Genomic DNA, 26,080 nt, shown 5'->3' on the forward strand with positions numbered 1-26,080 from the left:
GCCGACAACCTCCACCGGCCGCCTGACCTGATCCCGTCGAATAGGTGAACGGTACACGTACAGCTGCCCATGTGTCCGTATGGTGGACGTGACGTGTCATGGGGTGGGACGGGCAGTAAGGTGCCGGACATGTCTCGCAGCATCAATCTCGCAGTGATCCCCGGTGACGGTATCGGCCAGGAGGTCGTGGCCCAGGGCCTCAAGGTCCTCAACGCTGTTCTCCCGCAGGATGTGAAGCTGGAGACCAAGGAGTACGACCTTGGCGCCCGGCGCTGGCACCGTACCGGCGAAACCCTTCCCGACGCGGAGCTCGAAGCCCTCAAGGGCCACGACGCCATCCTGCTCGGCGCGATCGGTGACCCGTCCGTGCCCTCCGGCGTCCTGGAGCGCGGGCTGCTGCTGAAGCTGCGCTTCGCCTTCGACCACTTCATCAACCTGCGGCCGTCGAAGCTGTTCCCGAACACGGACACCCCGCTGGCCGGCCGTCCGGACATCGACTTCGTCGTCGTCCGCGAGGGCACCGAGGGCCCGTACACCGGCAACGGCGGCTCGCTGCGCACCGGCACGGAGCACGAGGTCGCCACCGAGGTCAGCCTGAACACCGCCTTCGGTGTCGAGCGGGTCGTCCGCGACGCCTTCGAGCGCGCCGCCGCCCGCCCGCGCAAGAAGCTGACGCTGGTCCACAAGAACAACGTCCTCGTCTACGCGGGCCACCTGTGGAAGAACACCTTCGACAAGGTCGCCGCCGAATACCCGCAGGTCACCACCGACTACCTGCATGTCGACGCCGCGACGATCTTCTTCGTCACGCAGCCGGAGCGCTTCGACGTCATCGTCACCGACAACCTCTTCGGTGACATCCTCACCGACCTCGCCGCGGCCGTCTCCGGCGGCATCGGCCTGGCCGCCTCCGGCAACGTCAACCCGACGGGCGCCTTCCCGTCGATGTTCGAGCCGGTCCACGGCTCCGCCCCCGACATCGCGGGGCAGGGCAAGGCCGACCCGACCGCCACGATCCTCTCCGTCGCCCTCCTACTGCGCCACCTCGGCTACGAGGCCGAGGCCGCGCGCATCGAGGACGCCGTCTCCGCCGACCTCGCGGAGCGAGGGGGGCAGCTCCCAGGCTCTTCGGGCTCTGGGGGAGGTTCCGCTCGCAGCACCGACGAGATCGGCGACGCCCTCGCGGTACGCGTAGCGGGCTGATCCGACGACTCCCACAGAAGCCGCCGGGTCGCAACGCACCCGGCGGCTTCTCCTGTGCGGCCCCGGGTGTCACCATCGAACCCTGGACCGCATTCGCGCCATTTCCTGCACGGCCCCCGTCGGGCGATAATCGAACGGGACCGTGGTTCGCAGTGAAGCTCGGACGTCCTAGCACCTGTCCCCGTCAGGGGCGCGGACGCGGTCCTACACACACAAAACGGTGAAGGACAACTCATGACGACGCCCACGATCGAGCTCAAGCCCTCCTCGAACCCGCTGTCCGACGCGGAGCGCGAGGCGTACATGGCCAATCCCGGTTTCGGCCGCTACTTCACCGACCACATGGTGACGATCAAGTGGACCGAGGGCCGCGGCTGGCACGACGCCCAGCTCGTCCCGTACGGGCCGCTGGCGCTCGATCCCGCCAATATGACGCTGCACTACGGCCAGGAGATCTTCGAGGGCCTCAAGGCCTACCGCCAGCCCGACGGCTCGGTCGCCACCTTCCGCCCCGAGGCCAACGCCGCCCGCTTCCGGGCGTCCGCGCACCGGGTCGCCATGCCCGAGCTGCCCGTCGAGACCTTCGTCGCGGCCTGTGACGCGCTCGTCCGCCAGGACGAGGCGTGGGTGCCGCCGCACGGCGGCGAGGAGTCCCTCTACCTGCGTCCCTTCATGATCGCGACCGAGGTCGGCCTCGGTGTGCGGCCGGCCAACGAGTACCTCTTCGTCGTGATCGCCTCGCCCGCCGGCGCCTACTTCCCCGGCGGTGTGAAGCCGGTCTCCATCTGGCTCTCCGAGGACCGGGTGCGCGCCGTCCCCGGCGGCATGGGCGACGCCAAGACCGGCGGCAACTACGCCGCGTCCCTCCTCGCCCAGGCCGAGGCCGCCGCCAAGGGCTGCGACCAGGTCGCCTACCTCGACGCCGTCGAGCACAAGTGGGTGGAGGAGCTGGGCGGGATGAACCTCTACTTCGTCTACGGCAACAAGATCGTCACCCCGGCCCTGACCGGCTCCCTGCTCGCGGGCATCACCCGTGACTCGCTCCTCAAGGTCGCCGCCGACCTCGGCTACGAGCCCGAGGAGGCCCGCGTCTCCATCGACCAGTGGCGCGACGACACCGCCGCCGGCACCCTCACCGAGGTCTTCGCCTGCGGCACGGCCGCCGTCATCACCCCCGTCGGCACCGTGAAGAGCGCGGGCGCCGAGTGGACCCAGGGCGACGGCACGCCCGGCCCGGTCACCCTCCGGCTGCGCGAGCAGCTGCTCGACATCCAGCGCGGTGTCGCCGAGGACACCCACGGCTGGATGCACTCCCTGGCGTAAGGGCGCGCGGGCGGGAGGGCCGGGCCCGGTGCCCGGACTTCCCGCGACCGCATCCTGAGACGGGGCGGGGCGCGGGGGCGGTCCTGTGCCAGACTGCTTCCGTGTCCTCGTTCGTCATGATTATTGGCAACAGGCGCGCCGGTCCGCAGTGACCGTCCCGTACCACCACGTACGGCGCGGCCACCGTGCCCCAGACCCGCGCGCAGACCTCTCGCACCCGCGAGGGGTTTTTTGTTTTCCGGCCCTCACCTCGGCCGGGACGCGAGGCGCGCGGGATGATGGGGGCAAGTGGAGCCAGACCGTCCGGATCCACTCACCCGACAGGAGTCAGACCAGCAATGACCACCAAGGCCAAGGCCACCGACGACAGCTTCCATGTCTTCGACACCACGCTGCGCGACGGTTCACAGCGTGAAGGCATCAACCTGACGGTCGCCGACAAGCTGACCATCGCCCGGCATCTGGACGACTTCGGCGTCGGCTTCATCGAGGGCGGCTGGCCGGGCGCCAACCCCCGCGACACCGAGTTCTTCGCCCGCGCGCGCCAGGAGATCGAGTTCCGCAACGCCCAGCTGGTCGCCTTCGGCGCCACCCGCAGGGCGGGCGGCTCGGCGGCGACGGACCCCCAGGTCAAGGCGCTCCTGGAGTCGGGCGCCCCGGTGATCACGCTGGTCGCCAAGTCCCACGACCGCCATGTGGAACTCGCCCTGCGCACCACCCTGGAGGAGAACCTGGAGATGGTCCGCGACACCGTCTCCCACCTCCGCGAACAGGGCCGCCGGGTCTTCGTCGACTGCGAGCACTTCTTCGACGGCTACCGCGCCAACCCCGAGTACGCCAAGGCCGTGGTCAAGGCCGCGTCCGAGGCCGGCGCCGACGTCGTCATCCTCTGCGACACCAACGGCGGGATGCTCCCGGCCCAGATCCAGGCCGTCGTCTCCACCGTCCTCGCCGACACGGGCGCCCGGCTCGGCATCCACGCCCAGGACGACACCGGCTGCGCCGTCGCCAACACCCTGGCCGCCGTGGACGCGGGCGCCACCCACGTCCAGTGCACCGCCAACGGCTACGGCGAGCGCGTCGGCAACGCCAACCTCTTCCCCGTCGTCGCCGCGCTGGAGCTCAAGTACGGCAAGACGGTGCTGCCCGAGGGCGCCCTCGCCGACATGACCCGTGTCTCGCACGCCATCGCCGAGGTCGTCAACCTCACCCCCTCCACCCACCAGCCCTACGTCGGCGTCTCCGCCTTCGCGCACAAGGCCGGACTGCACGCCTCCGCGATCAAGGTCGACCCGGACCTGTACCAGCACATCGATCCGGCCCTGGTCGGCAACACCATGCGGATGCTGGTCTCCGACATGGCCGGCCGCGCCTCCATCGAGCTCAAGAGCGACGAGCTGGGCATCGACCTCGGCGGCGACCGCGAGCTGGTCGGCCGGGTCGTGGAGCGGGTCAAGGAGCGCGAACTCAAGGGCTACACCTACGAGGCGGCCGACGCCTCCTTCGAACTCCTGCTGCGCGCCGAGGCCGAGGGCCGGGTGCGGCGCTACTTCCGCACCGAGTCCTGGCGCGCGATCGTCGAGGACCGCCCCGACGGCACCCACGCCAACGAGGCGACCGTGAAGCTCTGGGCCAAGGGCGAGCGCATCGTGGCCACCGCCGAGGGCAACGGCCCGGTCAACGCCCTGGACCGGGCGCTGCGCGTGGCCCTGGAGCGGATCTACCCGCAGCTCGCCAAGCTGGAGCTGATGGACTACAAGGTCCGCATCCTGGAGGGCCGCACCGGCACCGACTCGACCACCCGCGTCCTCATCACCACGGGCGACGGCACCGCCGAGTGGTCGACCGTCGGGGTCGCCGAGAACATCATCGCGGCGTCCTGGCAGGCGCTGGAGGACGCGTACACCTTCGGCCTGCTGCGGGCCGGAGTGGAGCCCACCGACTGACGCACCGGCACGACGCCGGTACGGCACACCGATACGACGCACCGCCCCCGTTCACCCGCCGGTTCCCGGCGGGGCGAGCGGGGGCGCGCGCGTTTTCGGACCGTGTACGCGGTCAGAGTGAACTGCCTCCACAGGCTCACGTCAAGGGCCTGTGCGTTCAGGAGTTGAACTCAGGGGCCGTGTCCGGACCGTTAGCAAATGGGTACGGACCAATCTGGACGTGAAGTATTGACGGCCCCGTTTCGGCGGGGTTAACTCACGCCACCAACGCCGGTACCGGTTCCGGAACCGGTTGCGGTACCGGTTCCATCGCCGGTCGTTCCCTGCCCCGTTGTGTGATCCGTCCTGTTATGTCCCGGAGGCCCCCGATGCGTGTCACCATCGCTGATGTCGCCCGCGAGGCCGGCGTCAGCAAGACGACCGTTTCCCGGGTGATCAACACCAAGGGCGAAGTGGACGGTTCGACGGCGGCCCGTGTTCGTGAAGTGATCGCACAGCTCGGTTACGTGCCCAGCTCGGGCGCCGTCGGTCTGGCCCGCGGCAGCAGCCGTACGGTCGGCATGCTGGTGCCCTCGCTGACCTGGCCGTGGATGGGCGAGGTGCTCCAGGGCGTCGTCGACACCGTCGAGGCCGCCGACTACGGGCTGCTGCTGTTCACCTGCAACCGCGGGGCCGAGTCCGTCCAGCGCTTCACCAGCCAGGTGTCGGCGCGGGCCTTCGACGGACTGGTCGTGGTGGAACCCGAGAACACCCTGGACCACCTCACCGAACTGCACCGTGACGGCCTCCCGATCGTGCTGATCGACGATCGCGGCCACCACCCCGAATTCCCCTCCGTCGTGACCACCAACCACGAAGGAGGCGCGTCGGCCGCCCGTCATCTGCGGGACGCCGGCCGCACCAGGCCCGTCGTGATCACGGGCCCCCAGGACTTCGGCTGCGTCACCGACCGGCTGGCGGGATTCCTCTCGGTCCTGCCCACCGATCTCGTCGTGCGCGGGGACTTCACCGAACTCTGCGGCCGCCAGGCCATGGAGGAACTCCTCGCGTCCGGCACGGAGTTCGACTCGGTCTTCGCGCACAACGACATCACCGCGGCAGGGGTACTGCGGGCGCTGCGCGCCGCCGGCAGGACCGTGCCCGGTGACATCGCGGTCGTCGGCTTCGACGACATCCCGATGGCCGAGCACACCGAACCGCCCCTGACGACCGTGCGCCAGCCCACCCGGCAGATGGGTGAGACGGCCGCACGGATGCTGCTCTCCCACCTCGGCGGCACGCCCGTACCCGACGCACCGGTCGTGCTGCCCACCGAACTGGTCGTGCGCCACTCGGCGCCCTAGCGGACAGGGCCCAGGCCCGCACCGCACCCGCAACGCCCGCACTCGGCGCGCCGAGCGCTGCCCGTTTCCGGATCTCCCAGACCCGCCAGTCCCTCCTGGAGTCGTTATGTCCGCACGCCGTCACACGCTCAGAGCCGCAGCGCTCGCCACCGCGGTGGTCGCACTCGCCGCCGGCTGTTCCTCGGCCAACTCGAACCACAACAAGAACAGCGGCAGCGCCGCTTCGGGCGTCCTGACGCTGGGCAAGCCGGACGGGCCGCAGACGAACAACAGCAACCCCTTCCTCAGCACCTCGGCCGGCGCCACCCTCGGCTACCGCTGGATGATCTACGAGCCGCTGGCGATGACGAGCCAGATCCGGCCCGCCGACAAGGCCGACCCGTGGCTGGCGACCGACTGGAAGTGGGACCTCAACTTCACCAAGGTCACCTTCACCCTCGACGACCGGGCCAAGTGGGCCGACGGCAAGCCGCTGACCGCCGAGGACGTGGCGTTCACCTTCGACCTGCTGAAGAAGCACCCCGCGCTCAACGGCGACGGCATCGAGTGGGGCGGGATCGAGGTCAAGGACAAGAAGGTCGTCCTGACCTTCGACGAGTCGCAGTACGTCAACCAGAACAAGATCATCCAGCAGTTCATCGTGCCCAAGCACATCTGGGAGGGCGTGAAGAACCCGGAGACCTGGCCCAACCGCACGCCCGTCGGCTCGGGCCCGTACAAGCTGAAGACCTTCACGCCGCAGACCACCACGCTGACCGCGACGCCCACCTACTGGAAGGGCTCGACCAAGGTCAAGGAGCTGCGCTACAGCACGTACAACGACAACAGCGCCGCCACCACCGCCCTGGCCAACGGCAAGCTGGAGTGGTCCTTCGTCTTCATGCCGGACTACAAGAAGCTGTTCATCGCCAAGGACCCGGACAACCACAAGCTGTGGTTCCCCTCCGGGCTCGGCATCCACGGCCTGTGGTTCAACACCACCCGCGCCCCGTTCGACAACCCGGCGCTGCGCAAGGCCATGGCGATGGTCGTGGACCGCAACGCGATCTACACCCAGGCCGAGGCCACGCTCTACCCGGAGATCACCAACCCGACCGGCATCCCGCTGCCCGCCGGTGACTCGTTCATCTCGCCCGAGTACAAGAACGCCACCACCAAGCCGGACGTCGAGGGCGCCAAGAAGGTCCTGGAGAAGGCCGGCTTCACGCTGAGCGGCGGTGTCCTCAAGGACCCGAAGGGCAAGCCGGTGAAGCTCACCTTCACCGACCCGGCCGGCTGGAACGACTACATCACCGGCCTGTCGATCATCAAGGACAACATCAAGCAGATCGGCATCGACGCCAAGGTCAAGACCCAGACGGCCGAGGCGTGGGGCAACGACGTCGCCAACGGCAACTTCGACGCCACCCTGCACTGGACCAACAGCGGCGCCACCCCGTACGACATGTACCAGAACATCATGGACGGCGCGATCCTCCAGCCCATCGGCAAGGCGTCCCAGGCCGGCAACTTCGGCCGCTTCAAGAGCCCCGAGGCCACCGAGGCGCTGAAGGACTTCGCCCAGGCCACCACGGACACCGCCCGCACCTCGGCGATGAACACCCTCCAGAAGATCATGGTCGAGCAGGCGCCGATGATCCCGACCGCCGCGGCGCCCATCGGGGCGGAGTACTCCACGAAGAACTGGGTGGGCTGGCCCACCGAGGACGACCCGTACGCCGACCCGCAGCACACCCAGCGCTCCTCACTGGAGATCGTGCTGAAGCTCAAGCCCGCCAAGTAGTACGCAGGGATCAGGGACCAGGTACCGGCCATGTCTGAACAGTCAGAGAACAACCACATCGTGCTCGAAGCACGCGGAGTCACCAAGCACTTCGCCGTGCGGCGCACCGGCCGCGATCTCCTCGCGGGCAAGCGCCGCGCCGTCCACGCCGTCGACGACGTCTCGCTGCGACTGCGGCGCGGCACCGTCACGGCACTGGTGGGGGAGTCGGGCTCCGGGAAGTCCACCGTCGCCAGACTGCTCGCCCAGCTGTATCCGCTCACCTCGGGCGAGATCCACCTGGGCGGGCAGCCGGTGAAGGCCGGACGTGGCCGGTCCTTCCGCAGTTACGTACGCCGGGTCCAGCTCATCTTCCAGGACCCGTTCGCCTCGCTGAACCCGGTGCACACCGTGCGCTACCACCTGACCCGGGCACTGAAGATCCACGGCCGGGCGGGCAGCGGCGAGGCGGAACTGGAGAAGAACCTGACCGCTCTGCTGAACCGCGTCCAGCTGACTCCTCCTCATCAGTACCTGGACAAGTTCCCGCACGAGCTGTCGGGCGGTCAGCGCCAGCGCGTGGCCATCGCCCGCGCGCTCGGCGCCGACCCCCAGGTCCTCCTGGCCGACGAGCCGGTCTCGATGCTGGACGTCTCCATCCGGCTCGGGGTGCTCAACCTGCTCAAGGACCTCAAGGACCGGCTCCACCTCGCGATCCTCTACATCACCCACGACATCGCCTCCGCCCGCTACTTCGCGGACACCACGCTGGTGATGTACGCGGGCCGGATCGTCGAGGGCGGTGACAGCGAGACCGTCACCCAGCGCCCCGCACACCCCTACACCCAGCTGCTCATCGCCTCGGCGCCCGACCCGGACCGGGTCGTCGCCGAGGAGGAGCAGGAGGAGACCGGCAGCGGCGAGCCCCCCTCGCTCATCGACCCGCCGGCCGGCTGCCGCTTCCACCCCCGCTGCCCCAAGGCGATGGAGCGCTGCCGCACCGAACTGCCGCCGCGCTTCGACCTCGCCGACGGCCAGTGGGCCGCCTGCTGGCTGTACGAGGGCGACGGCACCGCCCGCACCGACGACCACGAGAAGGAGGCTGCGAAGTGAAGTACCTGCTCCAACGGCTCGCCTTCTACCTGGTCACCGCCTGGGCAGCCATCACGATCAACTTCCTCATCCCGCGACTGATGCCCGGCGACCCCGTCCAGGCGCTCATCGCCCGCTACCAGGGTCAGCTGGACACCAACGCGATCATGTCGCTGAAGGCCCTGTTCGGCCTCGACAAGAAGCAGTCGCTCTGGGAGCAGTACACCGACTACTGGGCGCACCTCTTCCACGGCGACCTCGGGATGTCCTTCACCTTCTTCCCCACCCCGGTCAGCGAGGTCATCGGCCAGGCGCTGCCCTGGACGCTCGCGCTCGTCGGCATCACCACCCTGATCAGCTTCGTCCTCGGCACCGGCATCGGCGTCTTCACCGGCTGGCGGCGCGGCTCCTGGATGGACAGCCTGCTGCCCGTCACCACGTTCATTTCCGCCATCCCGTACTTCTGGCTCGGCCTCATCGCGATCTCGCTGTTCGCCGTCAAGTGGCCGATGTTCCCCTTCGAGGGCGGGTACGACAACTCCCTCGTCCCGGCCTTCGACTGGCCGTTCATCTCCAGCGCGCTCTACCACGGGGTGCTGCCGGGCGTGACGATCGTCCTGAGCGCCGTGGCCGGCTGGATCCTCGGCATGCGCAACATGATGGTGACCGTCTCCAGCGAGGACTACGTGATGGTCGCCCAGGCCAAGGGCCTCTCCGAGCGCCGGGTGATGTTCGGATACGCGGCACGCAACGCGATCCTGCCCAACATCTCCGGCTTCGCCCTCTCGCTCGGCCTCATCGTCGGCGGCACGCTCCTGGTCGAGATGGTCTTCAACTACCCGGGCATCGGCTTCCAGCTCCTCCAGGGCGTGGGCGCCAAGGACTACCCCCTCATGCAGGGCATCTTCCTGATCATCACGCTCTCCGTCCTCGTGGCGAACCTCCTCGCCGACGTCCTCTACATGGTCCTCGACCCCCGTACCCGAAGGGAGGCGTAGGGCGATGGCCGTCACCGCCACCGAAGTCGCCGTACTCGACGCGGCCGAAACCCCGGCAGCGAGCAAGCGCAGGTTCCGTTTCCTGCGCGGACGCAAGACCGTCGTCGGGCTGTGCATCCTGCTCTTCTTCGTGCTGATCGCGATCATCGGCCCGTGGATCGCCCCGTACGACCCCGACGCGATGAGCAGCGACCTGCTCCAGCCGCCTTCCGGTTCGCACTGGTTCGGCACCACGCACACCGGTCAGGACGTGCTCTCGCAGATCCTCGTCGGCACCCGAGGCGTCCTCGTCGTCGGCTTCGTCGCCGGCATCCTCGCCACGGTCCTGTCCGTGCTGATCGGGGTCACCGCCGGCTTCCTCGGCGGCGTGGCCGACGAGGCGCTGTCGCTGCTGTCCAACGTCTTCCTGGTCATCCCCGGACTGCCGCTGATCATCATCATCGCCAGCTTCGTCTCGGACACCGGGGACCTGCTGATCGCCTTCGTCATCGCCCTCACCTCCTGGGCCTGGGGCGCCCGTGTGCTGCGCGCCCAGACGCTGTCGCTGCGCCGCCGCGACTACGTGGAGGCGGCCCGCGCCACGGGCGAGCCGACCTGGCGGATCATCATCTTCGAGGTCATGCCCAACCTGACCGCCGTCATCGCCTCCGGCTTCGTCGGCACGGTCATCTTCGCGATCCTCTCCGAGATCACCCTCGCCTTCATCGGCGTCGCCGACATCTCCAACTGGAACTGGGGGACCGTCCTGTTCTGGGCGCAGTCCAACCAGGCACTCGCCCAGGGCGCCTGGTGGTGGTTCGTCCCGGCCGGGCTCTTCATCGCCCTGCTCGGCATGTCCCTCGCGCTCATCAACTTCGGCATCGACGAGTTCGTCAACCCGCGGCTGCGCACCGAGACCGGCGGCTCCCGCAAGGTCCGGATGCGCGTCGGCTTCACCCCGGTGGCCCGTACCGGCACCACCCCGCACAAGGAGACCCGCTCATGAGCGAGCCCGTCCTCACGATCAGCGGCCTCAACGTCGACTACGGGACCGGGAACGACGCCGTCCACGCCCTGCGCGACGTCGACCTCACCCTGCACCGCGGCGAGGTGCTCGGCCTGGCCGGCGAGTCGGGCTCCGGCAAGTCCACCCTGGCCTACGCGGTCACCCGGCTGCTCTCCCCGCCCGGGGTCATCACCGGCGGCGACGTCCACTACCACCAGCGCGACGGCTCCGCCCTGGACCTGCTGGCCCTGTCGGCGACCGAACTGCGCGCCTTCCGCTGGCAGGAGCTGTCGATCGTCTTCCAGGGCGCGATGAACTCCCTCAACCCGGTGCACACGGTCCACAGCCAGCTCACCGACGTCCTCCAGGCCCACCGCCCGGAGATGCGGAAGAACGAGCGCACCGACCGGGCCAGGGAACTGCTGAACCTGGTCGGGATATCCGCCGACCGGCTCGGCGCCTACCCGCACCAGCTCTCCGGCGGCATGCGCCAGCGCGTGATGATCGCGATGGCGCTCGCCCTGGAACCCGAGATCGTCATCATGGACGAGCCCACCACCGCGCTCGACGTCGTGATGCAGCGCCAGATCCTGCGCCAGCTGGTCAGGCTCCGCGAGGAACTGGGCTTCTCGGTCGTCTTCATCACCCACGACATCTCGCTGCTGATCGAGTTCTCCGACCGCATCGCGATCATGTACGGGGGCCGGATCGTCGAGCAGGCCGGCGCCTCCGAGATCTACCGCGACCCCCGCCACCCCTACAGCGCCGGGCTGCTGCACTCCTTCCCCGCGCTGCACGGCCCCCGCCGCGAACTCAGCGGCATCCCCGGCTCGCCCCCGCACCTGTCGGCGATGCCGGCCGGCTGCGCCTTCCACCCCCGCTGCGCCAAGAAGGTCGAGGGCTGCGACACCCACGTCCCGGTGCTCGCGACGCCGGACACGGACGGCTCCCGCTCGGTGGCCTGCTGGCTCCACCACGAGGCCCCGGCCCCGGCCGCCGCCCGTTCGTAGCGTCTCAGAGCACCGCACACCACAGGAGAACCATGAACCTCGTCACCCCCCAGGCCTACGCCCGCGAGATCGCCGCCCAGGCCGTACCCGGCCTGCCCGCCGGTTTCCGCTGGGGCGTCGCCACAGCCGCCTACCAGATCGAGGGCGCGGCGGCCGAGGACGGCAGAACGCCGTCCATCTGGGACACGTACTGCAGGGTGCCGGGCATGGTCGTCCGCGGCGAGAACGGTGACGTGGCCTGCGACCACTACCACCGCATGCCCGAGGACGTCTCGCTGATCGCGGACCTCGGCGTCGACACGTACCGCTTCTCGCTCGCCTGGCCGCGCATCCAGCCGGGCGGCCGGGGCCCCGCCAACGCCAAGGGCCTGGACTTCTACAAGCGCCTGGTGGACGAGCTGGAGGCCAAGGGCGTCACCCCCTGGGTCACGCTCTACCACTGGGACCTGCCGCAGGAGCTGGAGGACGCGGGCGGCTGGCCGGTCCGCGACACCGCCTACCGCTTCGCCGAGTACGCCGCCCTCGCCTACGACGCGCTGGGCGACCGGGTCAAGCACTGGACCACGCTCAACGAGCCCTGGTGCTCGGCGATGCTGGGCTACGCCTACGGCAACCAGGCGCCCGGCCGGCAGAACTTCGGCGAGGCGATCCACGCCGTCCACCACCTGCTCCTCGGCCACGGCCTGGCCTCCCAGCACCTGCGCGAGCAGGCCGCGGCCCGCGGCAACGAGCTGGAGCTCGGCCTCACCCTGAACCTGGGCACCGCCACCCCCGAGACCGACAGCCACGAGGACGCCGAGGCGTGCCGGCGCGCCGACGGGCTCGGCGCCCGGATCTATCTGGACCCGGTCGTCAAGGGTGCCTACCCCGAGGACATCGTCACCGACCTCGCCGCCCAGGGCATCGAACTCCCCGTCCAGGACGGCGACCTGGCCGTCATCTCCACCCCGCTGGACGTCCTCGGCGTCAACTTCTACCGCGGCTCGCTGTTCTCCGGTGTCACCGAGGACGGCGCGGCCACGGACGCCGAAGGGCTGCCCGTCACCCGCCAGGTGGAGCGCGATCTGCCGCGCACCGCCATGGACTGGGAGATCACCCCCACCGCCCTGACCGACCTGCTCGTCCGCCTGGAGAACGACTACGGCCTCCCGACGGTCATCACCGAGAACGGTGCCGCCTTCGACGACACCGTCTCCGAGGACGGCGAGATACACGATGCCGACCGCACCACCTATCTCGCCGACCACATCGCCGCCGTCGCCGCCGCCCGCGATCGGGGGGCCGACGTCCGGGGGTACTTCGCCTGGTCGCTGATGGACAACTTCGAGTGGTCCTACGGCTACGACAAGCGATTCGGCATCGTCCGCGTCGACTACGACACGCAGGTGCGGACGCTCAAGGACAGCGCCAAGTGGTACCGCGACACCATCCGCCTCACCCGCAACGCGTAGCCGCGTCCCCGCGCGTGGCCGCGCCACCCTCATGGTTACGAATGGGAGCCCCACCATGCCCTCTCGTACGACTCTGGCAGCCACCACCGCCGCTCTGATAGCCCTGGCCGCCCCCATGGCCTTCGCCGCCCCGGCCCCCCGGCCGGCGGCTGCGGAGGCCGCGGCCTGGGACACGGACCGGGCGGCAGCCGCCTACACCGCCGACCCCGGGTCGGTCACCGCCTCCGGCAGCGAGAACGACGCCGCCGGACCGGGCAAGGCCGTCGACGGCGACGGCAGCACCCGCTGGACCAGCGACGGGGCCGACGACGCCTGGATACAGGTCGACCTCGGCTCCTCGATCCGGGTCAGCAGCGTCACCCTGGACTGGGACGAGACCGCCTACGGCAAGAAGTACGTCCTTGAGGTGTCCGGGAACGGCACCGACTGGACCGCCTTCTACACCGAGGACGCCGGCACGGGCGGCAGCGTCACCGCGCACACCTACCCGCAGGAGACCACCGGCCGCTACGTCCGGATGCGCGGCGTCGAGCGCGCCACCGGCTCCGGCTACTCCCTGGCCTCCTTCAAGGTGTACGGGGGCGAGCCCGCCCCCGCCTCCACCACCCGCGCCAACCTCGCCCTGAACCACCCCGCCTACGGCGACCTCTACCAGGACGCCGGAAGCTCGCCCGCCTTCGTCACCGACGGCGGCTGGCCGGCCGACCTCAAGGGCGGCCAGTCCCGCTGGTCCAGCGACTGGAACGCCAACCGCTGGGTCGGGGTGGACCTCGGAGCCACCTCCACGATCGACAGCGTCGACCTGTACTGGGAGGCGGCCTACGGCGTCGACTACCGCATCCAGGTCTCCGACGACAACCGCACCTGGCAGACCGTCTACCAGCCATCCGCCGATGAGGTCGCCGCCCGCCGCGCCGACGTACAGGCACCCGGCGACGCGGCCGGCCGCCACGACACCATCACCCTGCCCACCCCGGCGACCGGCCGCTACGTGCGGATGCTGGGCGTCGAGCGCCGCTCCTTCTACAACCCGGCGCCCTCGACCGCCCAGTTCGGGTACTCGCTCTACGAGTTCCAGGTCTGGGGCACCGGAGGCAGCGCGGACGCCGCCTACCCGGCCCTGCCCAAGGACCCCGGCGGCGCGTACAGCACCACCTTCTTCGACGACTTCGACGGCTCCGGTCTGGACCGCTCCAAGTGGCGGGTGGTGCGCACCGGTACGGAGATGGGCCCGGTCAACGGGGAGTCCCAGGCGTACGTCGACTCGCCGGACAACATCCGCACCGAGAACGGCTCGCTCGTCCTGGAGTCGAAGTACTGCAAGGGCTGCACCCCGACGCCCAACGGCACCTTCGACTTCACCTCCGGCCGCATCGACACCAACACCAAGTTCGACTTCACCTACGGCAAGGTCAGCGCCCGCATGAAGCTGCCGGTCGGTGACGGCTTCTGGCCCGCCTTCTGGCTGCTGGGCAGCAATGTGGACGACCCGGACGTGTCCTGGCCCGGCTCGGGCGAGACGGACATCATGGAGAACATCGGCTACGGCGACTGGACCAGCTCCGGGCTGCACGGCCCCGGCTACTCGGCCGACGGCAACATCGGCGCGCAGCAGACCTATCCGGACGGCGGCAGCGCCGACGAGTGGCACACCTACGGCGTCGAGTGGACGCCCGAGGGCATGACGTTCACCGTCGACGACCGGGTCGTGCAGACGACCTCCCGCCAGAAGATGGAGTCCACGCGCGGCCAGTGGGTCTTCGACCACGACCAGTACGTGATCCTCAACCTGGCACTCGGCGGCGCCTACCCGGCCGGCTGGAACCAGGTCACCGAGCCCTACTGGGGCCTTCCGCAGTCCAGCGTCGACCGCATCGCGCAGGGCGGCATCAAGGCGGAGATCGACTGGGTGCGGGTCGAGCAGAAGAAGTAGCGCAGCAGTGACCTCTTGAGGCATCGCCACCCCCCGGTCCACCCCGCGCGCGGCACGGCACGCTCCCCCGCCGTGCCGCGCGCGGCCACCGCACGAAGGAGCCGCACATGCCACCCCGCACCCGCCGCCGGGCGAGACCCACCACCGCCGCGCTGGCCGCGGCCGCCGTCCTGGCCGGACTGCTCGCCGGGGCCGTCCCCAGCGCCGCGGCCCCGGCCGACGACGAACCCGCCCCCGTCGCCATCGACCGGTTCGAGGGCGAGGTGCCCTTCGCCGAGCAGCCCGCCGAGGGCATCTTCACGTGGGGCGGCGACGCCGACGACCCGCCCACCCTGGAGCTGAAGGAGCGCGCGGACGCCCCCGAGGGCGCCAAGGTCCTCGAAGGCAGCTACGACATCAGCGGCTACGGCGGCTTCAGCCACGACTACGCCGCCGACCAGCCGGCCCACGACTGGTCGGCCCACAAGGGCATCCGCTTCTGGTGGTACGGCCAGAACACGGCGCCCCTGCCGCCCGGTTCGGGCAAGAGGATCAGCTTCGAGATCAAGGACGGCGGCACCGACGGCGAGGCCTCCGAGCTGTGGACGACCTCCTTCACCGACGACTGGGAGGGCTGGCACCAGGTCGAGATACCGTTCGCCGACTTCACCTACCGCGGCGACTACCAGCCCGTCGGCGGTATCGACCAGATCCTCGGCCTGAACGAGATGTGGGGCTACGCCCTCACCCTGCCGCCCGGCGCCCCCGGCACGTTCGCCATGGACGGCATCGAGCTGTACGGCAAGGCCGACGCCGCCCTGAAGGCGAGCGTCGTCACCGACGCGGCCGTGCTCCCGGTCGGACAGGGCACCACCGCCACCATCGGCCTCTCCGTCGCCACGACCGGCTCGGGACCGCTGGAGGAGCCGGTCACCGTCGACTACGAGACGAAGGGCGGCACCGCCGAGTCCGGTACCGACTTCACCCCGGTCAGCGGCAGCTACACCTTCCCCGCGGGCACCGCGTCCGGCACCACGCACCAGGTCTCCGTCACCACGAAGAAGGTCTCCGGCGCCTCCGCCGCGAAGACGATCCCGCTGGAGCTGACCGTCACCGGCGCCAGGGCGCCCAAGGAGAACCCGCAGGTCGTCATCGACGCCCACGGGCTGCCCTACCAGAACGCGAAGCTGCCGGTGAAGCAGCGGGTCGCCGACCTGCTCGCCCGGATGTCGCCCGCCGAGAAGGCCGGCCAGATGACCCAGGCCGAGCGCAACGCGCTCGCCTCGCAGAACGACATCGCCACCTACGACCTCGGCTCGCTGCTCTCCGGCGGCGGCTCGGTCCCCACGCCCAACACCCCCGAGTCGTGGGCGAAGATGGTCGACGGCTACCAGCTGCGCGCCCAGGCCACCCGCTTCCAGATCCCGCTGATCTACGGCGTGGACGCGGTGCACGGCCACAACAACCTGGTCGGCGCCACGATCATGCCGCACAACATCGGCCTCGGGGCCGCGCGGGACCCGAAGCTCGCCGAGAGGACCGGCGCCGTCACCGCGAGCGAGGTGCGCGCCACCGGCGTCCCGTGGGACTTCGCGCCCTGCCTCTGCGTCTCGCGCGACGAGCGCTGGGGCCGCACCTACGAGTCCTACGGTGAGGACCCGGCGCTCGTGGAGTCGCTGGAGACCGTCATCCAGGGCATGCAGGGCGCCGCGTCCGGCAAGGACCTCGCCCGCAACGACAAGGTGCTGGCCACCGCCAAGCACTTCGTCGGCGACGGCGGCACGGAGTACGGCTCATCGACCACCGGTTCGTACCCGATCGACCAGGGCGTCACCAAGGTCACCCGGCAGGAGCTGGAGGCCGTCCACCTGGCACCCTTCACCGAGTCGGTGCGGCGCGGGGTCGGCACGGTCATGCCGTCGTACTCCTCGCTCGACATCATCGGGGACGACGAGGGCCCGGTGAAGATGCACGCCGACGCCGCGATGATCAACGGCGTCCTCAAGGACCGGATGGGCTTCGAGGGCTTCGTCATCAGCGACTACAAGGCGATCGACCAGATACCGGGTGACTACGCGAGCGACGTGCGGACCTCGGTCAACGCCGGGCTCGACATGATCATGGTCCCGACGGAGTACAAGGACTTCACGAGGACGCTCCAGGACGAGGTCACCGCGGGCCGCATCCCGCAGGCCAGGATCGACGACGCGGTCTCCCGCATCCTGACCCAGAAGTTCAGGCTGGGCCTGTTCGAGAAGCCGTACGCGGACACCTCGAACCTGAAGGAGATCGGCTCGGCCGAGCACCGGGCCGTGGCCCGCGAGGCCGCCGCCAAGTCCCAGGTGCTGCTGAAGAACGACGGCGGTGTGCTGCCGCTGAAGTCCTCGCAGAAGGTGTACGTGGCCGGTTCCAACGCCGACGACATCGGCAACCAGGCCGGGGGCTGGACGGTCAGCTGGCAGGGCTCCTCCGGCGACATCACCCCGGGCACGACGATCCTGTCGGCCATGGAGAAGGACGCCGCGTCCGTCACGTACTCCAAGGACGCCTCCGCCGACACGGCCGGCCACGACGTCGGTGTGGTGGTCGTCGGCGAGACCCCGTACGCGGAGGGCGTCGGCGACGTCGGCAACGGCCACGACCTGGAGCTGTCCGCCGCCGACAAGGCGGCCGTGGACAAGGTGTGCGCCGCGATGAAGTGCGCGGTCCTGATCGTCTCGGGCCGCCCGCAGCTCATCGGGGACCGGCTCGGCGACATCGACGCGCTGGTGGCGTCCTGGCTGCCGGGCACCGAGGGCGACGGCGTGGCCGACGTGCTCTTCGGCAAGCGGGCCTTCACCGGGCAGCTCCCGATGACCTGGCCGAAGTCCGAGTCCCAGCTGCCCATCAACGTGGGCGACGCGGCGTACGACCCGCAGTTCCCCTACGGCTGGGGGCTCACCACGCTGACCAAGCCCCCGGCGGGCGGCGAGCTCACGCTCACCGCGCTCGCGCTGGCCGCCCAGGTCGCCGAGCGGACCGGCCTCGCCCGCACGGACGTGGGCCGCGTCATCGTCGGCCAGGCCCGGCTGCTGGTCCAGCAGAAGACCGGCGGGAAGCTGACCGAGAAGGTGTCCAAGCCGTTCGCGGACGCCGACCACCTGCTGCTCACCGGTGATCTGACCGGTGCGGTGGCGAAGCTCAGGACGGCCTACCGGGCCGCCTGACAGGACGCGGGACGGGCGGGTGGCACGGGAGGCCACCCGCCCGTTTCGTACGTCTGTGCGTTAGCTTGGGAATATGCGGAACAGGCCGTTCCTCACCACCGCGGTCCCGGCCCTCCTGGCGGGACTCCTGATGATGCTGTCCGCCCTCGCCCTCTTCCTGGCCCCGGCCGCCCCGGCCGCGACCGGCGCCTCCACCGTGGACGACGTCGCCCAGGCCCTGCGCAAGGGTCCCGTCTACGTCGATCCGGCCGCCTCCGACCAGCTCTCCCGGGCGCAGGCCGCCGCGCTCACCAAGAAGATCAAGGACGCGGACAAGCCGGTCTTCGTGGCCGTGCTGCCCAGGAGCGACGCCTTCCCCGAGAGCAGCGTCCTGCGCACCCTGCGCAACGACACCGGGATCACCGGCCTCTACGCGATCCGCCTCGGTGACGGCTTCAACGCGGGCGCCGACCCGCAGGTGATGTCCCGCAGCGCGGTCATCAACCTCACCGCCGCCGTGAAGACGCCGGGCGCCGACACCGACGCCGCGACCCAGCTGAACGCCTTCGTCGACCGTGCCGTCGAACAGGCCCGGGGCCACGCGCCGGGCTCCTGGGGCGGCGGCCACAGCGACTACGAGGGCTCGACCGCCATCGGTCTGGCCGTGGCCGGCGCCGTGGTGCTCATCGGCGGTGCCGCGGCCTTCACGGTCGTACGCCGTAACCGCAGGCGCAAGGAGGCCGAGGAGCGGGCCGCGCTCGACAAGCTGCGGGTGGTCGTGGACGAGGACATCACGGCGTACGGGGAGACGCTGGAGCGGCTCGACTTCCATCCGGCGGAGTCCGGCGCCGACGACGCGATGCGCGCCGACTACGAACGCGCCCTGGACTCCTACGAGAGCGCGAAGACCCGCATGGCGGGGGCGCGGCACCCGTCCGACGTGCGCGGGGTGACCCGGGCCCTGGAGGACGGGCGCTTCTCGCTGGCCGTGCTGGACGCCCGCCGCTCGGGCCGTGAGCTGCCGGCCCGCCGCCCGCCCTGTTTCTTCGACCCGCGCCACGGCCCCTCGGTGGCGGACGTGCGCTGGTCCCCGTCCGGCGGCGCGGTCCGCGAGGTCCCGGTGTGCGCGGCCGACGAGGTGCGGCTGCGCGACGGCGAGGACCCGATGAGCCGGACCGTCGACGTGGGCGACGGCACCCGCCGCCCGTACTGGGAGGCGGGCCCGGCCTACGGTCCGTGGGCGGGCGGCTACTTCGGCGGCGGGCTGCTCCCCGGCCTCCTGATGGGCACCATGCTCGGCTCGATGCTCGCCACCCCGGCCTACGCGGCGGACTACGGGGGCGGTGACTTCGGCGGGGGCGACTTCTCCGGCGGGGACTTCTCCGGCTCCGACTTCGACTCGTCCGGTTTCGGCGGCGGCGGTTTCGGCGACGGTGGCGGAGGCTTCGGCGACGGTGGCGGTTTCGGCGGCGGGGGCGACTTCGGGGGCGGCTTCTGACGCCCCGCGCGGGCCATGCGAAAGGGGTGCGGGACCTCGGTCCCGCACCCCTTTCCGGTATCCGTTACGCCTCAGGCGCGGCCGCTGTGGGCGCGCTCGAAGGAGGCGAAGGCCACCTCCTGGCGCCACTCGGTCGCCGCCTTCGGGCTGGCCGCCAGGAACCTGGCGCAGCGGGCGCTCGGGCTGCCGTCACCGGGCCGGTCGGCCCGGCAGGCGGCCACCGGCCGGTAGCCGGAGGGCGCGGAACCGGCGGTCCACAGCGAGCGGCCGTCGCGGAAGGCGTACTCCAGCGAGGCGCGGGCCAGGTCCTTCAGCTCGGTGTACGAGAGGTCGTACGTCTTCGCGGCGTACTGGTACTCGTGGCTGATGTCGATCCGCGAGACGCCCGGGTCGTCGGTGGCCAGCACGATCGGGACGCCGTAGCGGCGGTACGCGTTGAACGGGTGGTCGTCGCCCGCGATGCCGAGGATCTGCTTGTTGCTGGAGAACGGCACCTCGACGGCGACATGGCGCCGGGCCATGGTCCGGGCCAGCCGCTGCCAGTTGTCCTCGTGGACCAGGTCCACACCGTGTCCGATGCGCTCGGCCCCGGCGACCCGCACGGCCTCGTCGATGTGGAAGGTCAGGTCCTCCGGCTTGACCAGGCCGGGCGCCAGCTCTCCGGAGTGCAGGGTGACGTGGGCGCCCGGGTACTGCCGGCCCAGGTACTTCACCATCCGCATGTGGAGGCTGTAGTCGCGGAGCGAGATCTCGCCGTCCTCCGGCTGGACGAGGTTGACCGCGACGAACCTCGGGTCGCGCTCGGCCAGCCGCATGCCGACGGCGATCTGCGTGAACACGCGGGCCGGGCTGCTGTTGCGGGAGACCTGGGAGATCCAGCGCACGGGCAGCCGGCAGCCGGGTGCGGGGCGCGAGGTGTCGCAGTGCGCCGTCTCCCGGAACTGGACGTCGGTGTCGTCGGCCTCCTTGACCGCCTCGTCCACCACCTTGTCGAGCTGCCCGCCCGCCAGGAGCTTGCGGTGCAGCGCGGCCAGGTCGGCGTCGTAACCCACCGTCTCGGCCAGCTTCTTGGCGCTGTCCGACGCCGGGCTGACCAGCGTCTCCAGGTAGAACTGGTTCTGCTTGACGACGGTGTCGGCGACATTGGCGAGCATCTTGCCCCGGCTGTACCAGGTCGCCATGGAGAACTTGCCGAAGGTGTCGAAGAAGTGGTCGTGGCCGGACTCGTTGTCCGGGAAGTCCTGCATCGACCAGGCCCGGACGATCTGCTGCCGGAACGCGCTGTCGGTGCGCGCGTCGGACGCGGGCCGGGTGCCGGAGCCGCACGGCGGGGCCACCGCGGTCATCGTGGCGTCGATGCACAGGCCGTCGTCGATGGCGAGCTTGATCAGGTACTCGGTCGTGACCGCGCCCGACAGGTGGTTGTGCAGGTCGCCGCCCTTGGGTAGTTCCTTGAAGAAGGCCGCCAGCCGCGCGGGGCTGTTCCGCGCCGCGTCGAGGTAGGCGGCGGTCGCACGCTCGGCCGAAGTCACCGCGCGGGGCGCGGAGTCGGGTACGGGTGCGGCGGTCGCCGGGGCGGCCGGCAGCAGGGTCAGCAGGGCGAGCGCGCCGCCGAACCCGGCCAGCAGGGGGGACTTGGGACGGCGTGCCGTCCGGTGGATAGAGATCACCGAGGCATGATCGCGCCCGACCGGGCCGTTTATCCCCGGAACCACGACAATGACCGGAACGTCCACCCGATCGAGTGTGCGGGCCCGCCCCGGCCGCCCCTTTTGAGCTATGGGGCGGCCGGGGCGGCCGTGCGGTCTACTTGTGGATCGTGGCGCAGGCCTTGGTCCCGGGGAACTTGTGGAACCAGCCGCAGACCTTGCTGCCGTCCTTCGCGTTGAGCCCCCACTTGGTGCCGACCCGCTTGGTCTCCGTGCGGGCGGCGCTCACGGTTGCGCTCATGTATCCGCCCGATCCGTCCGAGAACTCGATCTCGCCGTAATCGGTCCACGAGGTGTTATTCGACCTCTTCTCGACGTATACGCTGTCGACCTTGAGGCCTGAGCCGTTGACGATGATGCAGATCTCTCCGGAACCGTCCGTCATACCGGCGTTCCCCGTGCACTTGGTCGCGCTCAGTACGCCCACGTCCGCCGCCTGGGCGCTGCCGGCGAGGGAGAGGCCGGTCATGGCGGCGAGCGCCATCGCTACTACGTATTTCCGCACACTTCCACCTTCGTGACGTGACATCGGGAAGACCGAGATCATGGAAACAAGCGCCCGGAATCATGAACAGTCATTTCAAGTCCCACTTTTTGGCTGGAAGTCGACCGGTGTGTGGGCCTCATGTGCGGCGTGATCAGCGGGAAGCCCTGAAAACTTCCGCGGGGCGCCGGTTGTTTGCGCAGCTCATGGGGATCGACATGGGACTAGACCACTAACGAAACGGGAAAGCTATTTACCCCGGGCCTGTTTTTGTGGCTGACTATGTCGTGTTCGCGACAACAACGCGCGTAGACCGTCGCCGAACAGCCCGTCCCCCCACCAGCAGGAGGCCGCTGTGCTCCGGAGCATTTCCCTCAAGCCCACCCAGAAGAGACTCACTGTGGCCGGTGTCGTCGGCACGAGTGCCGCGCTGCTGCTCGGCCTGCTGTCCGGCGGTACCGCGTCGGCGGCGCCCGCCGCGGACCCCGTGCCGTACGGCCAGGGTTACATGGGCGTCGGCTACATCCAGGACGCCAAGGACTTCAAGCCGGACGCCCGGAAGCTGCACCTCGACGCCCAGGCGGACGCCAACCTCAAGGCGAACCCCGAGGGCATCGACGTCTCCAGCTGGCAGGGCGGCATCAACTGGAGCTCGGTCCGCGCCGCGGGCATCGAGTTCTCCTGGATGAAGGCCACCGAGGGCCTGTCGTACAAGGACTCGACGTTCAGCGCCAACTACCTGGGCGCCTACAACGCCGGCGTGATCCGCGGCGCGTACCACTACGCCCGGCCCGACGTCTCCGGCGGCGCCGCCCAGGCCGACTTCTTCGCCAGCAACGGCGGCGCCTGGTCCCGCGACAACCTCACGCTCCCCGGCGTGCTGGACATCGAGGGCACCTGCTACGGCTACTCCCAGGCCGGCATGCAGCAGTGGATCCTCGACTTCTACAACAAGTACAAGGCCCGTACCGGCCGTGACGTCGTGATCTACACCAGCCCGAGCTGGTGGAACACCTGCACCGGCGGCTGGAGCGGAATGTCCGCCCGCAGCCCCCTGTGGGTCGCGAACTGGACCACCGGTACGCCCAGCATCCCGTCGGGCTTCCCCTTCTACACGGTCTGGCAGTACACCTCCACCGGCTCAGTGAGCGGCGTCTCGGGCAACGTCGACCGCGACCGCTTCAGCGGCGACCGCTCCCGTCTGCTGGCCCTGGCCAACAACACCCCGTGACGGTGGGTGCCTGAACTGCTCGCCCCCTCCCCGGGCGTGGCCTCTGAATGAGGGGTACGCGGGCCGGAGCGGCCTTACCCGGCCGCTCCGGCCCGCGTCTTTCGTCCCCCGGCCCGCCCCGTTCCACGACCGTTCACGAAGGAGCACCACATGACATCCCCCCTCAGCAGGCGCGGCGCCCTCATCGCCGGGGCCGCGGCCCTGGCCGCCGGGCTGGGACCCGCGGCCTCCGGCGCCGCCGCGCGCGCCCCCGAGATCATGCGCCCCCGCTTCTCCGCCCTGTCCCCGCAGCAGCGCGCCGGGCAGTGCGTCATCCACTCCTACCCCGGCCTCACCCCGCCCGCCTCCCTGATGAACGCCATCAAGGAGGGCCGTACCGCCGGGGTGATCTTCTTCGGCGAGAACATCGAGAGCCTGAGCCAGATCGAGAGCGTCATCAACCAGATGAACGCGGCCCACGCCTCGTCCCCCGTCACGGCCCCGCTCCTGCTCATGACCGACCAGGAGGGCGGCATGATCCGCCGCCTGCCCGGTGAGCCCGTCATGTCGGCCAAGGACGTCGGTGCCTCCGCCGACCCGCACCAGTGGGCCGACTTCACCGGCAGCGGCGCGGGCCTGAACCTGGCGGGCATCGGCATGAACGTCAACCTCGCGCCGGTCCTGGACGTCTACCGCAAGAACGGTGACTTCACCGACCAGTACGAGCGGTCCTACAGCAACTCCGCCGCCGAGGTGTCCAGTTGCGGCAAGACCTTCATCACCGCCCAGCAGGCCGTCGGCGTCGCCGCCACCGCCAAGCACTTCCCGGGGCTCGGCCCGGCCACCGCGAGCCAGAACACCGACCTGCGGCCCGTCACCATCACCACGTCCGCCGCCACCCTGCGCAGCGTGGACGAGGTGCCGTACAAGGACGCGATAGCCGCCGGCACGAAGCTCGTCATGCTGTCCTGGGCCATCTACACCGCGCTGGACTCCAGCCGCCCCGCGGGTCTCTCCCCGACGGTCATCGGTGAGCTGCGCAACCGCCTCGGCTACACCGGGGTCACCATCACCGACGCGCTGGAGGCGGGCGCCCTGACGTCCTTCGGCACCACCTCGCAGGTCGCCGTGAAGGCCGCCGCCGCGGGCATGGACCTGCTGCTCTGCTCCTCGCGCAGTGTCGCCCAGGGGGACGAGGCGGTGACCGCCCTGAGCGACGCGCTGGGAACCGGCGCGCTGGACGCGGCGGCGTTCGAAGCCGCCGCGGCGCGCGTCAACGCCCTGCGCGCGGGCCTGTAACTAGACGCTCGCCCGGAGGAAGGCGGCCCAGGCGTGCGGCGGGACGGTGAGAACCGGCCCGTCGCTCACCTTGGAGTCCCGCACGTGCACGGCGGCGGGGTGCGCGGCGACCTCTACGCAGTTGCCGCCCTCGCTGGCGCTGTAGCTGGACTTGCGCCAGTCGTAGGCGACTTCGAGGCAGTCGCCGCCCTGGCTACCGCTGTAGCTGGACTTGAACCAGTTGAGGCCGGTGCGGTGTGCTGCGCGAGTCATCTCTCTCCAAGCAGGTATTCCAGTAGGCGGATGCTCTCCTCGGGCGAGAGAGCCTGCGACCGGAGCATCCCATATTTCTGCTGGAGGACGCTGACGTCATCGGGGTCATCGTGGAGGTAGCTGACCAGCTGCCCCTCCACGTAGGCGAGATGGTCGTGATCCGGGGTCTCAAGGAGGACCATCGGGCCGTCGAGGGCAGCGTGCTTCGACTGCTTCATCGGCATGATCTGGAACCCGAGGAAGGGGAGTTCGGCACATTCGCGCAGGTACTTGATCTGCTCGCGCATCACAGAGGGATCTCCCAGCTCGCTGCGCAGAATGCTCTCCTCCAGGATGAAGTGCAGCATGGGGCGCGGCTTGCGGGTCAGGAGGCGCTGCCTGCCTAGGCGGGCAGCTACCTGGTCCTCCTGTTCGTCCGCCTCCAGCGGTGGGTACTGGCAGGAGAAGACGAACCTCGCGTACGCCTCTGTCTGAAGAAGCCCAGGTACAACCTGGTTCTGGTACGACATCAGGCTCACCGCCTCCTGTTCGTACTCCACGAAGTCCTGGACGAACGCCGGGAACCGCTCCTTCTCCGGCACCTTCTCCACGGCGACCTTCAACGCGCCCTTGGTTTCCAGTAGTTCGTCCAACATGATGGCGAAGTCCAGCTGGAGCGGCCGCCGTCCCTGCTCGATCGACGCGATCGTGTCCTCGCTGACACGGCATCGCTCCGCGAGCGTCGCCTGTGTCATCCGGGCCGCCCGGCGGAACATGGCCAGTTGGGCACCGATCAAGTGCCACGACGTGACGCGCTTCGTCCTCTTCTGCTGCTTCGCCTGTTGCATGCGGTCTCTCTCCCCGTTCGGGCTTCCCGATGACCCGTCAGCCGTCGTACATCGACTCCGTACGACCTGACTCCCTGCATAACCGTAGTGACGGTATGTGACCTTCGTCTCATGAACGAAACAACTCAACTCCCCGACTTCCGCGAGGCCTTCTACCGCCGTGAGCGCAGGTCGGTGCCGCTCGTACGGAAGTTCGTCCGGGAGGCGCTGGTCGACTGGGCGTGCGAGGAGCGCAAGGTGTGTGCGGACGATGTGCTGCTCTGTGTGAGCGAACTCGCGACCAACGCGCTCGTGCACGGCGTGCCGCCGGGGCGCGGGTTCAAGCTGTTCCTGTACTGGGAGCAGGGCGGGGGCCGGCTCCGCGTCGAGCTGCATGACAGCGGGGACGGTGAGGTGCCGGAGGCCGCGCCGTGCCCCGAGCCGACCGCCGAGGGCGGGCGCGGGCTGATGCTGGTGGCGGCGCTGTCCGAGCGCTGGGGGGTCGGGGAGCGGAACCCGGGCAAGATCGTCTGGTGCGAGTTTGCCGCACCGGCAAGGATGTTTGCCGAGACGTCGGGCGGAGCGCACCATCTCCCGTAGATGGAGGTGTGC

20 protein-coding genes are annotated in these 26,080 nt (G+C 70.0%); 16 read left to right on the forward strand and 4 right to left on the reverse strand.

Annotated features, from left to right (window positions below; all coding sequences use genetic code 11):
* Positions 1 to 129: 129 nt before the first annotated feature.
* From B082_RS0118130 to B082_RS0118190, 13 genes are all read left to right on the forward strand, one after another.
* Positions 130 to 1,203 (forward strand): 3-isopropylmalate dehydrogenase, encoded by a 1,074-nt coding sequence (locus B082_RS0118130; protein WP_037710418.1) that lies wholly within the window; start codon positions 130 to 132, stop codon positions 1,201 to 1,203.
* A gap of 234 nt (positions 1,204 to 1,437) precedes the next feature.
* On the forward strand, positions 1,438 to 2,526 hold the full coding sequence (locus B082_RS0118135) for a branched-chain amino acid aminotransferase (protein ID WP_018553237.1): 1,089 nt from the start codon (positions 1,438 to 1,440) through the stop codon (positions 2,524 to 2,526).
* A gap of 338 nt (positions 2,527 to 2,864) precedes the next feature.
* The gene (gene cimA / locus B082_RS0118140) at positions 2,865 to 4,472 is read left to right on the forward strand and encodes a citramalate synthase (RefSeq protein WP_018553238.1); all 1,608 of its coding nucleotides are present in this window, start codon (positions 2,865 to 2,867) and stop codon (positions 4,470 to 4,472) included.
* Between the two features lie 368 nt (positions 4,473 to 4,840).
* Positions 4,841 to 5,815: a LacI family DNA-binding transcriptional regulator gene (locus B082_RS0118145; RefSeq protein WP_018553239.1), complete on the forward strand. Its 975-nt coding sequence runs from the start codon at positions 4,841 to 4,843 to the stop codon at positions 5,813 to 5,815.
* A gap of 106 nt (positions 5,816 to 5,921) precedes the next feature.
* On the forward strand, positions 5,922 to 7,598 hold the full coding sequence (locus tag B082_RS0118150) for an ABC transporter substrate-binding protein (protein ID WP_018553240.1): 1,677 nt from the start codon (positions 5,922 to 5,924) through the stop codon (positions 7,596 to 7,598).
* 30 nt (positions 7,599 to 7,628) lie between these two features.
* The gene (locus B082_RS0118155; protein ID WP_018553241.1) at positions 7,629 to 8,690 is read left to right on the forward strand and encodes an ABC transporter ATP-binding protein; all 1,062 of its coding nucleotides are present in this window, start codon (positions 7,629 to 7,631) and stop codon (positions 8,688 to 8,690) included.
* On the forward strand, positions 8,687 to 9,667 hold the full coding sequence (locus tag B082_RS0118160) for an ABC transporter permease (protein ID WP_018553242.1): 981 nt from the start codon (positions 8,687 to 8,689) through the stop codon (positions 9,665 to 9,667). Before B082_RS0118155 ends, B082_RS0118160 begins: the two co-directional genes overlap by 4 nt.
* 4 nt (positions 9,668 to 9,671) lie before the next feature.
* On the forward strand, positions 9,672 to 10,652 hold the full coding sequence (locus tag B082_RS0118165; protein ID WP_018553243.1) for an ABC transporter permease: 981 nt from the start codon (positions 9,672 to 9,674) through the stop codon (positions 10,650 to 10,652).
* Positions 10,649 to 11,662, forward strand: a complete 1,014-nt coding sequence (locus B082_RS0118170) for an ABC transporter ATP-binding protein (protein WP_018553244.1) — start codon at positions 10,649 to 10,651, stop codon at positions 11,660 to 11,662. The genes B082_RS0118165 and B082_RS0118170 overlap by 4 nt, the downstream gene beginning before the upstream one ends.
* Positions 11,663 to 11,694: 32 nt before the next feature.
* The gene (locus tag B082_RS0118175) at positions 11,695 to 13,113 is read left to right on the forward strand and encodes a GH1 family beta-glucosidase (RefSeq protein WP_018553245.1); all 1,419 of its coding nucleotides are present in this window, start codon (positions 11,695 to 11,697) and stop codon (positions 13,111 to 13,113) included.
* Between the two features lie 55 nt (positions 13,114 to 13,168).
* Positions 13,169 to 15,046, forward strand: coding sequence for a discoidin domain-containing protein (locus tag B082_RS0118180; protein WP_026249921.1), 1,878 nt, complete (start codon positions 13,169 to 13,171; stop codon positions 15,044 to 15,046).
* A gap of 107 nt (positions 15,047 to 15,153) precedes the next feature.
* Positions 15,154 to 18,231 carry a glycoside hydrolase family 3 protein gene (locus B082_RS0118185; RefSeq protein ID WP_018553247.1) on the forward strand — a complete coding sequence of 1,026 codons (3,078 nt, stop codon included), beginning with the start codon at positions 15,154 to 15,156 and terminating at the stop codon, positions 18,229 to 18,231.
* 73 nt (positions 18,232 to 18,304) lie between these two features.
* Entirely contained in the window at positions 18,305 to 19,708 is a 1,404-nt protein-coding gene (locus B082_RS0118190; protein ID WP_018553248.1) for a hypothetical protein, read from the forward strand.
* Between the two features lie 71 nt (positions 19,709 to 19,779).
* Here B082_RS0118190 and B082_RS0118195 read toward each other — a convergent pair whose 3' ends face one another.
* Together B082_RS0118195 and B082_RS0118200 are read right to left on the reverse strand one after the other, a co-directional pair.
* Entirely contained in the window at positions 19,780 to 21,378 is a 1,599-nt protein-coding gene (locus B082_RS0118195; protein ID WP_018553249.1) for an adenosine deaminase family protein, read from the reverse strand.
* Positions 21,379 to 21,514: 136 nt separating this feature from the next.
* On the reverse strand, positions 21,515 to 21,922 hold the full coding sequence (locus tag B082_RS0118200) for a hypothetical protein (RefSeq protein ID WP_158688882.1): 408 nt from the start codon (positions 21,920 to 21,922) through the stop codon (positions 21,515 to 21,517).
* A 334-nt stretch (positions 21,923 to 22,256) separates the two neighbouring features.
* Between B082_RS0118200 and B082_RS0118205 the strand changes: the two genes are divergently transcribed.
* Together B082_RS0118205 and B082_RS0118210 are read left to right on the forward strand one after the other, a co-directional pair.
* Positions 22,257 to 23,132, forward strand: a complete 876-nt coding sequence (locus B082_RS0118205) for a GH25 family lysozyme (protein ID WP_018553251.1) — start codon at positions 22,257 to 22,259, stop codon at positions 23,130 to 23,132.
* Between the two features lie 150 nt (positions 23,133 to 23,282).
* Complete coding sequence (locus B082_RS0118210) at positions 23,283 to 24,410, forward strand: glycoside hydrolase family 3 N-terminal domain-containing protein (RefSeq protein ID WP_018553252.1); 1,128 nt, start codon at positions 23,283 to 23,285, stop codon at positions 24,408 to 24,410.
* Here the strand turns inward: B082_RS0118210 and B082_RS0118215 are convergent, their stop codons facing one another.
* On the reverse strand, positions 24,411 to 24,662 hold the full coding sequence (locus B082_RS0118215) for a DUF397 domain-containing protein (protein ID WP_018553253.1): 252 nt from the start codon (positions 24,660 to 24,662) through the stop codon (positions 24,411 to 24,413).
* A complete protein-coding gene (locus tag B082_RS0118220) occupies positions 24,659 to 25,489 on the reverse strand; it encodes a helix-turn-helix domain-containing protein (protein WP_018553254.1) in 831 nt (276 codons plus the stop codon). The genes B082_RS0118215 and B082_RS0118220 overlap by 4 nt, the downstream gene beginning before the upstream one ends.
* 111 nt (positions 25,490 to 25,600) lie before the next feature.
* Here B082_RS0118220 and B082_RS37480 point away from each other — a divergent pair, with 111 nt between their 5' ends.
* Complete coding sequence (locus tag B082_RS37480; protein ID WP_018553255.1) at positions 25,601 to 26,068, forward strand: ATP-binding protein; 468 nt, start codon at positions 25,601 to 25,603, stop codon at positions 26,066 to 26,068.
* Positions 26,069 to 26,080 lie beyond the last annotated feature (12 nt).

Origin of the sequence: Streptomyces sp. ATexAB-D23, from assembly GCF_000373645.1 — a bacterium.
GTDB classification, from domain to species: domain Bacteria; phylum Actinomycetota; class Actinomycetes; order Streptomycetales; family Streptomycetaceae; genus Streptomyces; species Streptomyces castrisilvae.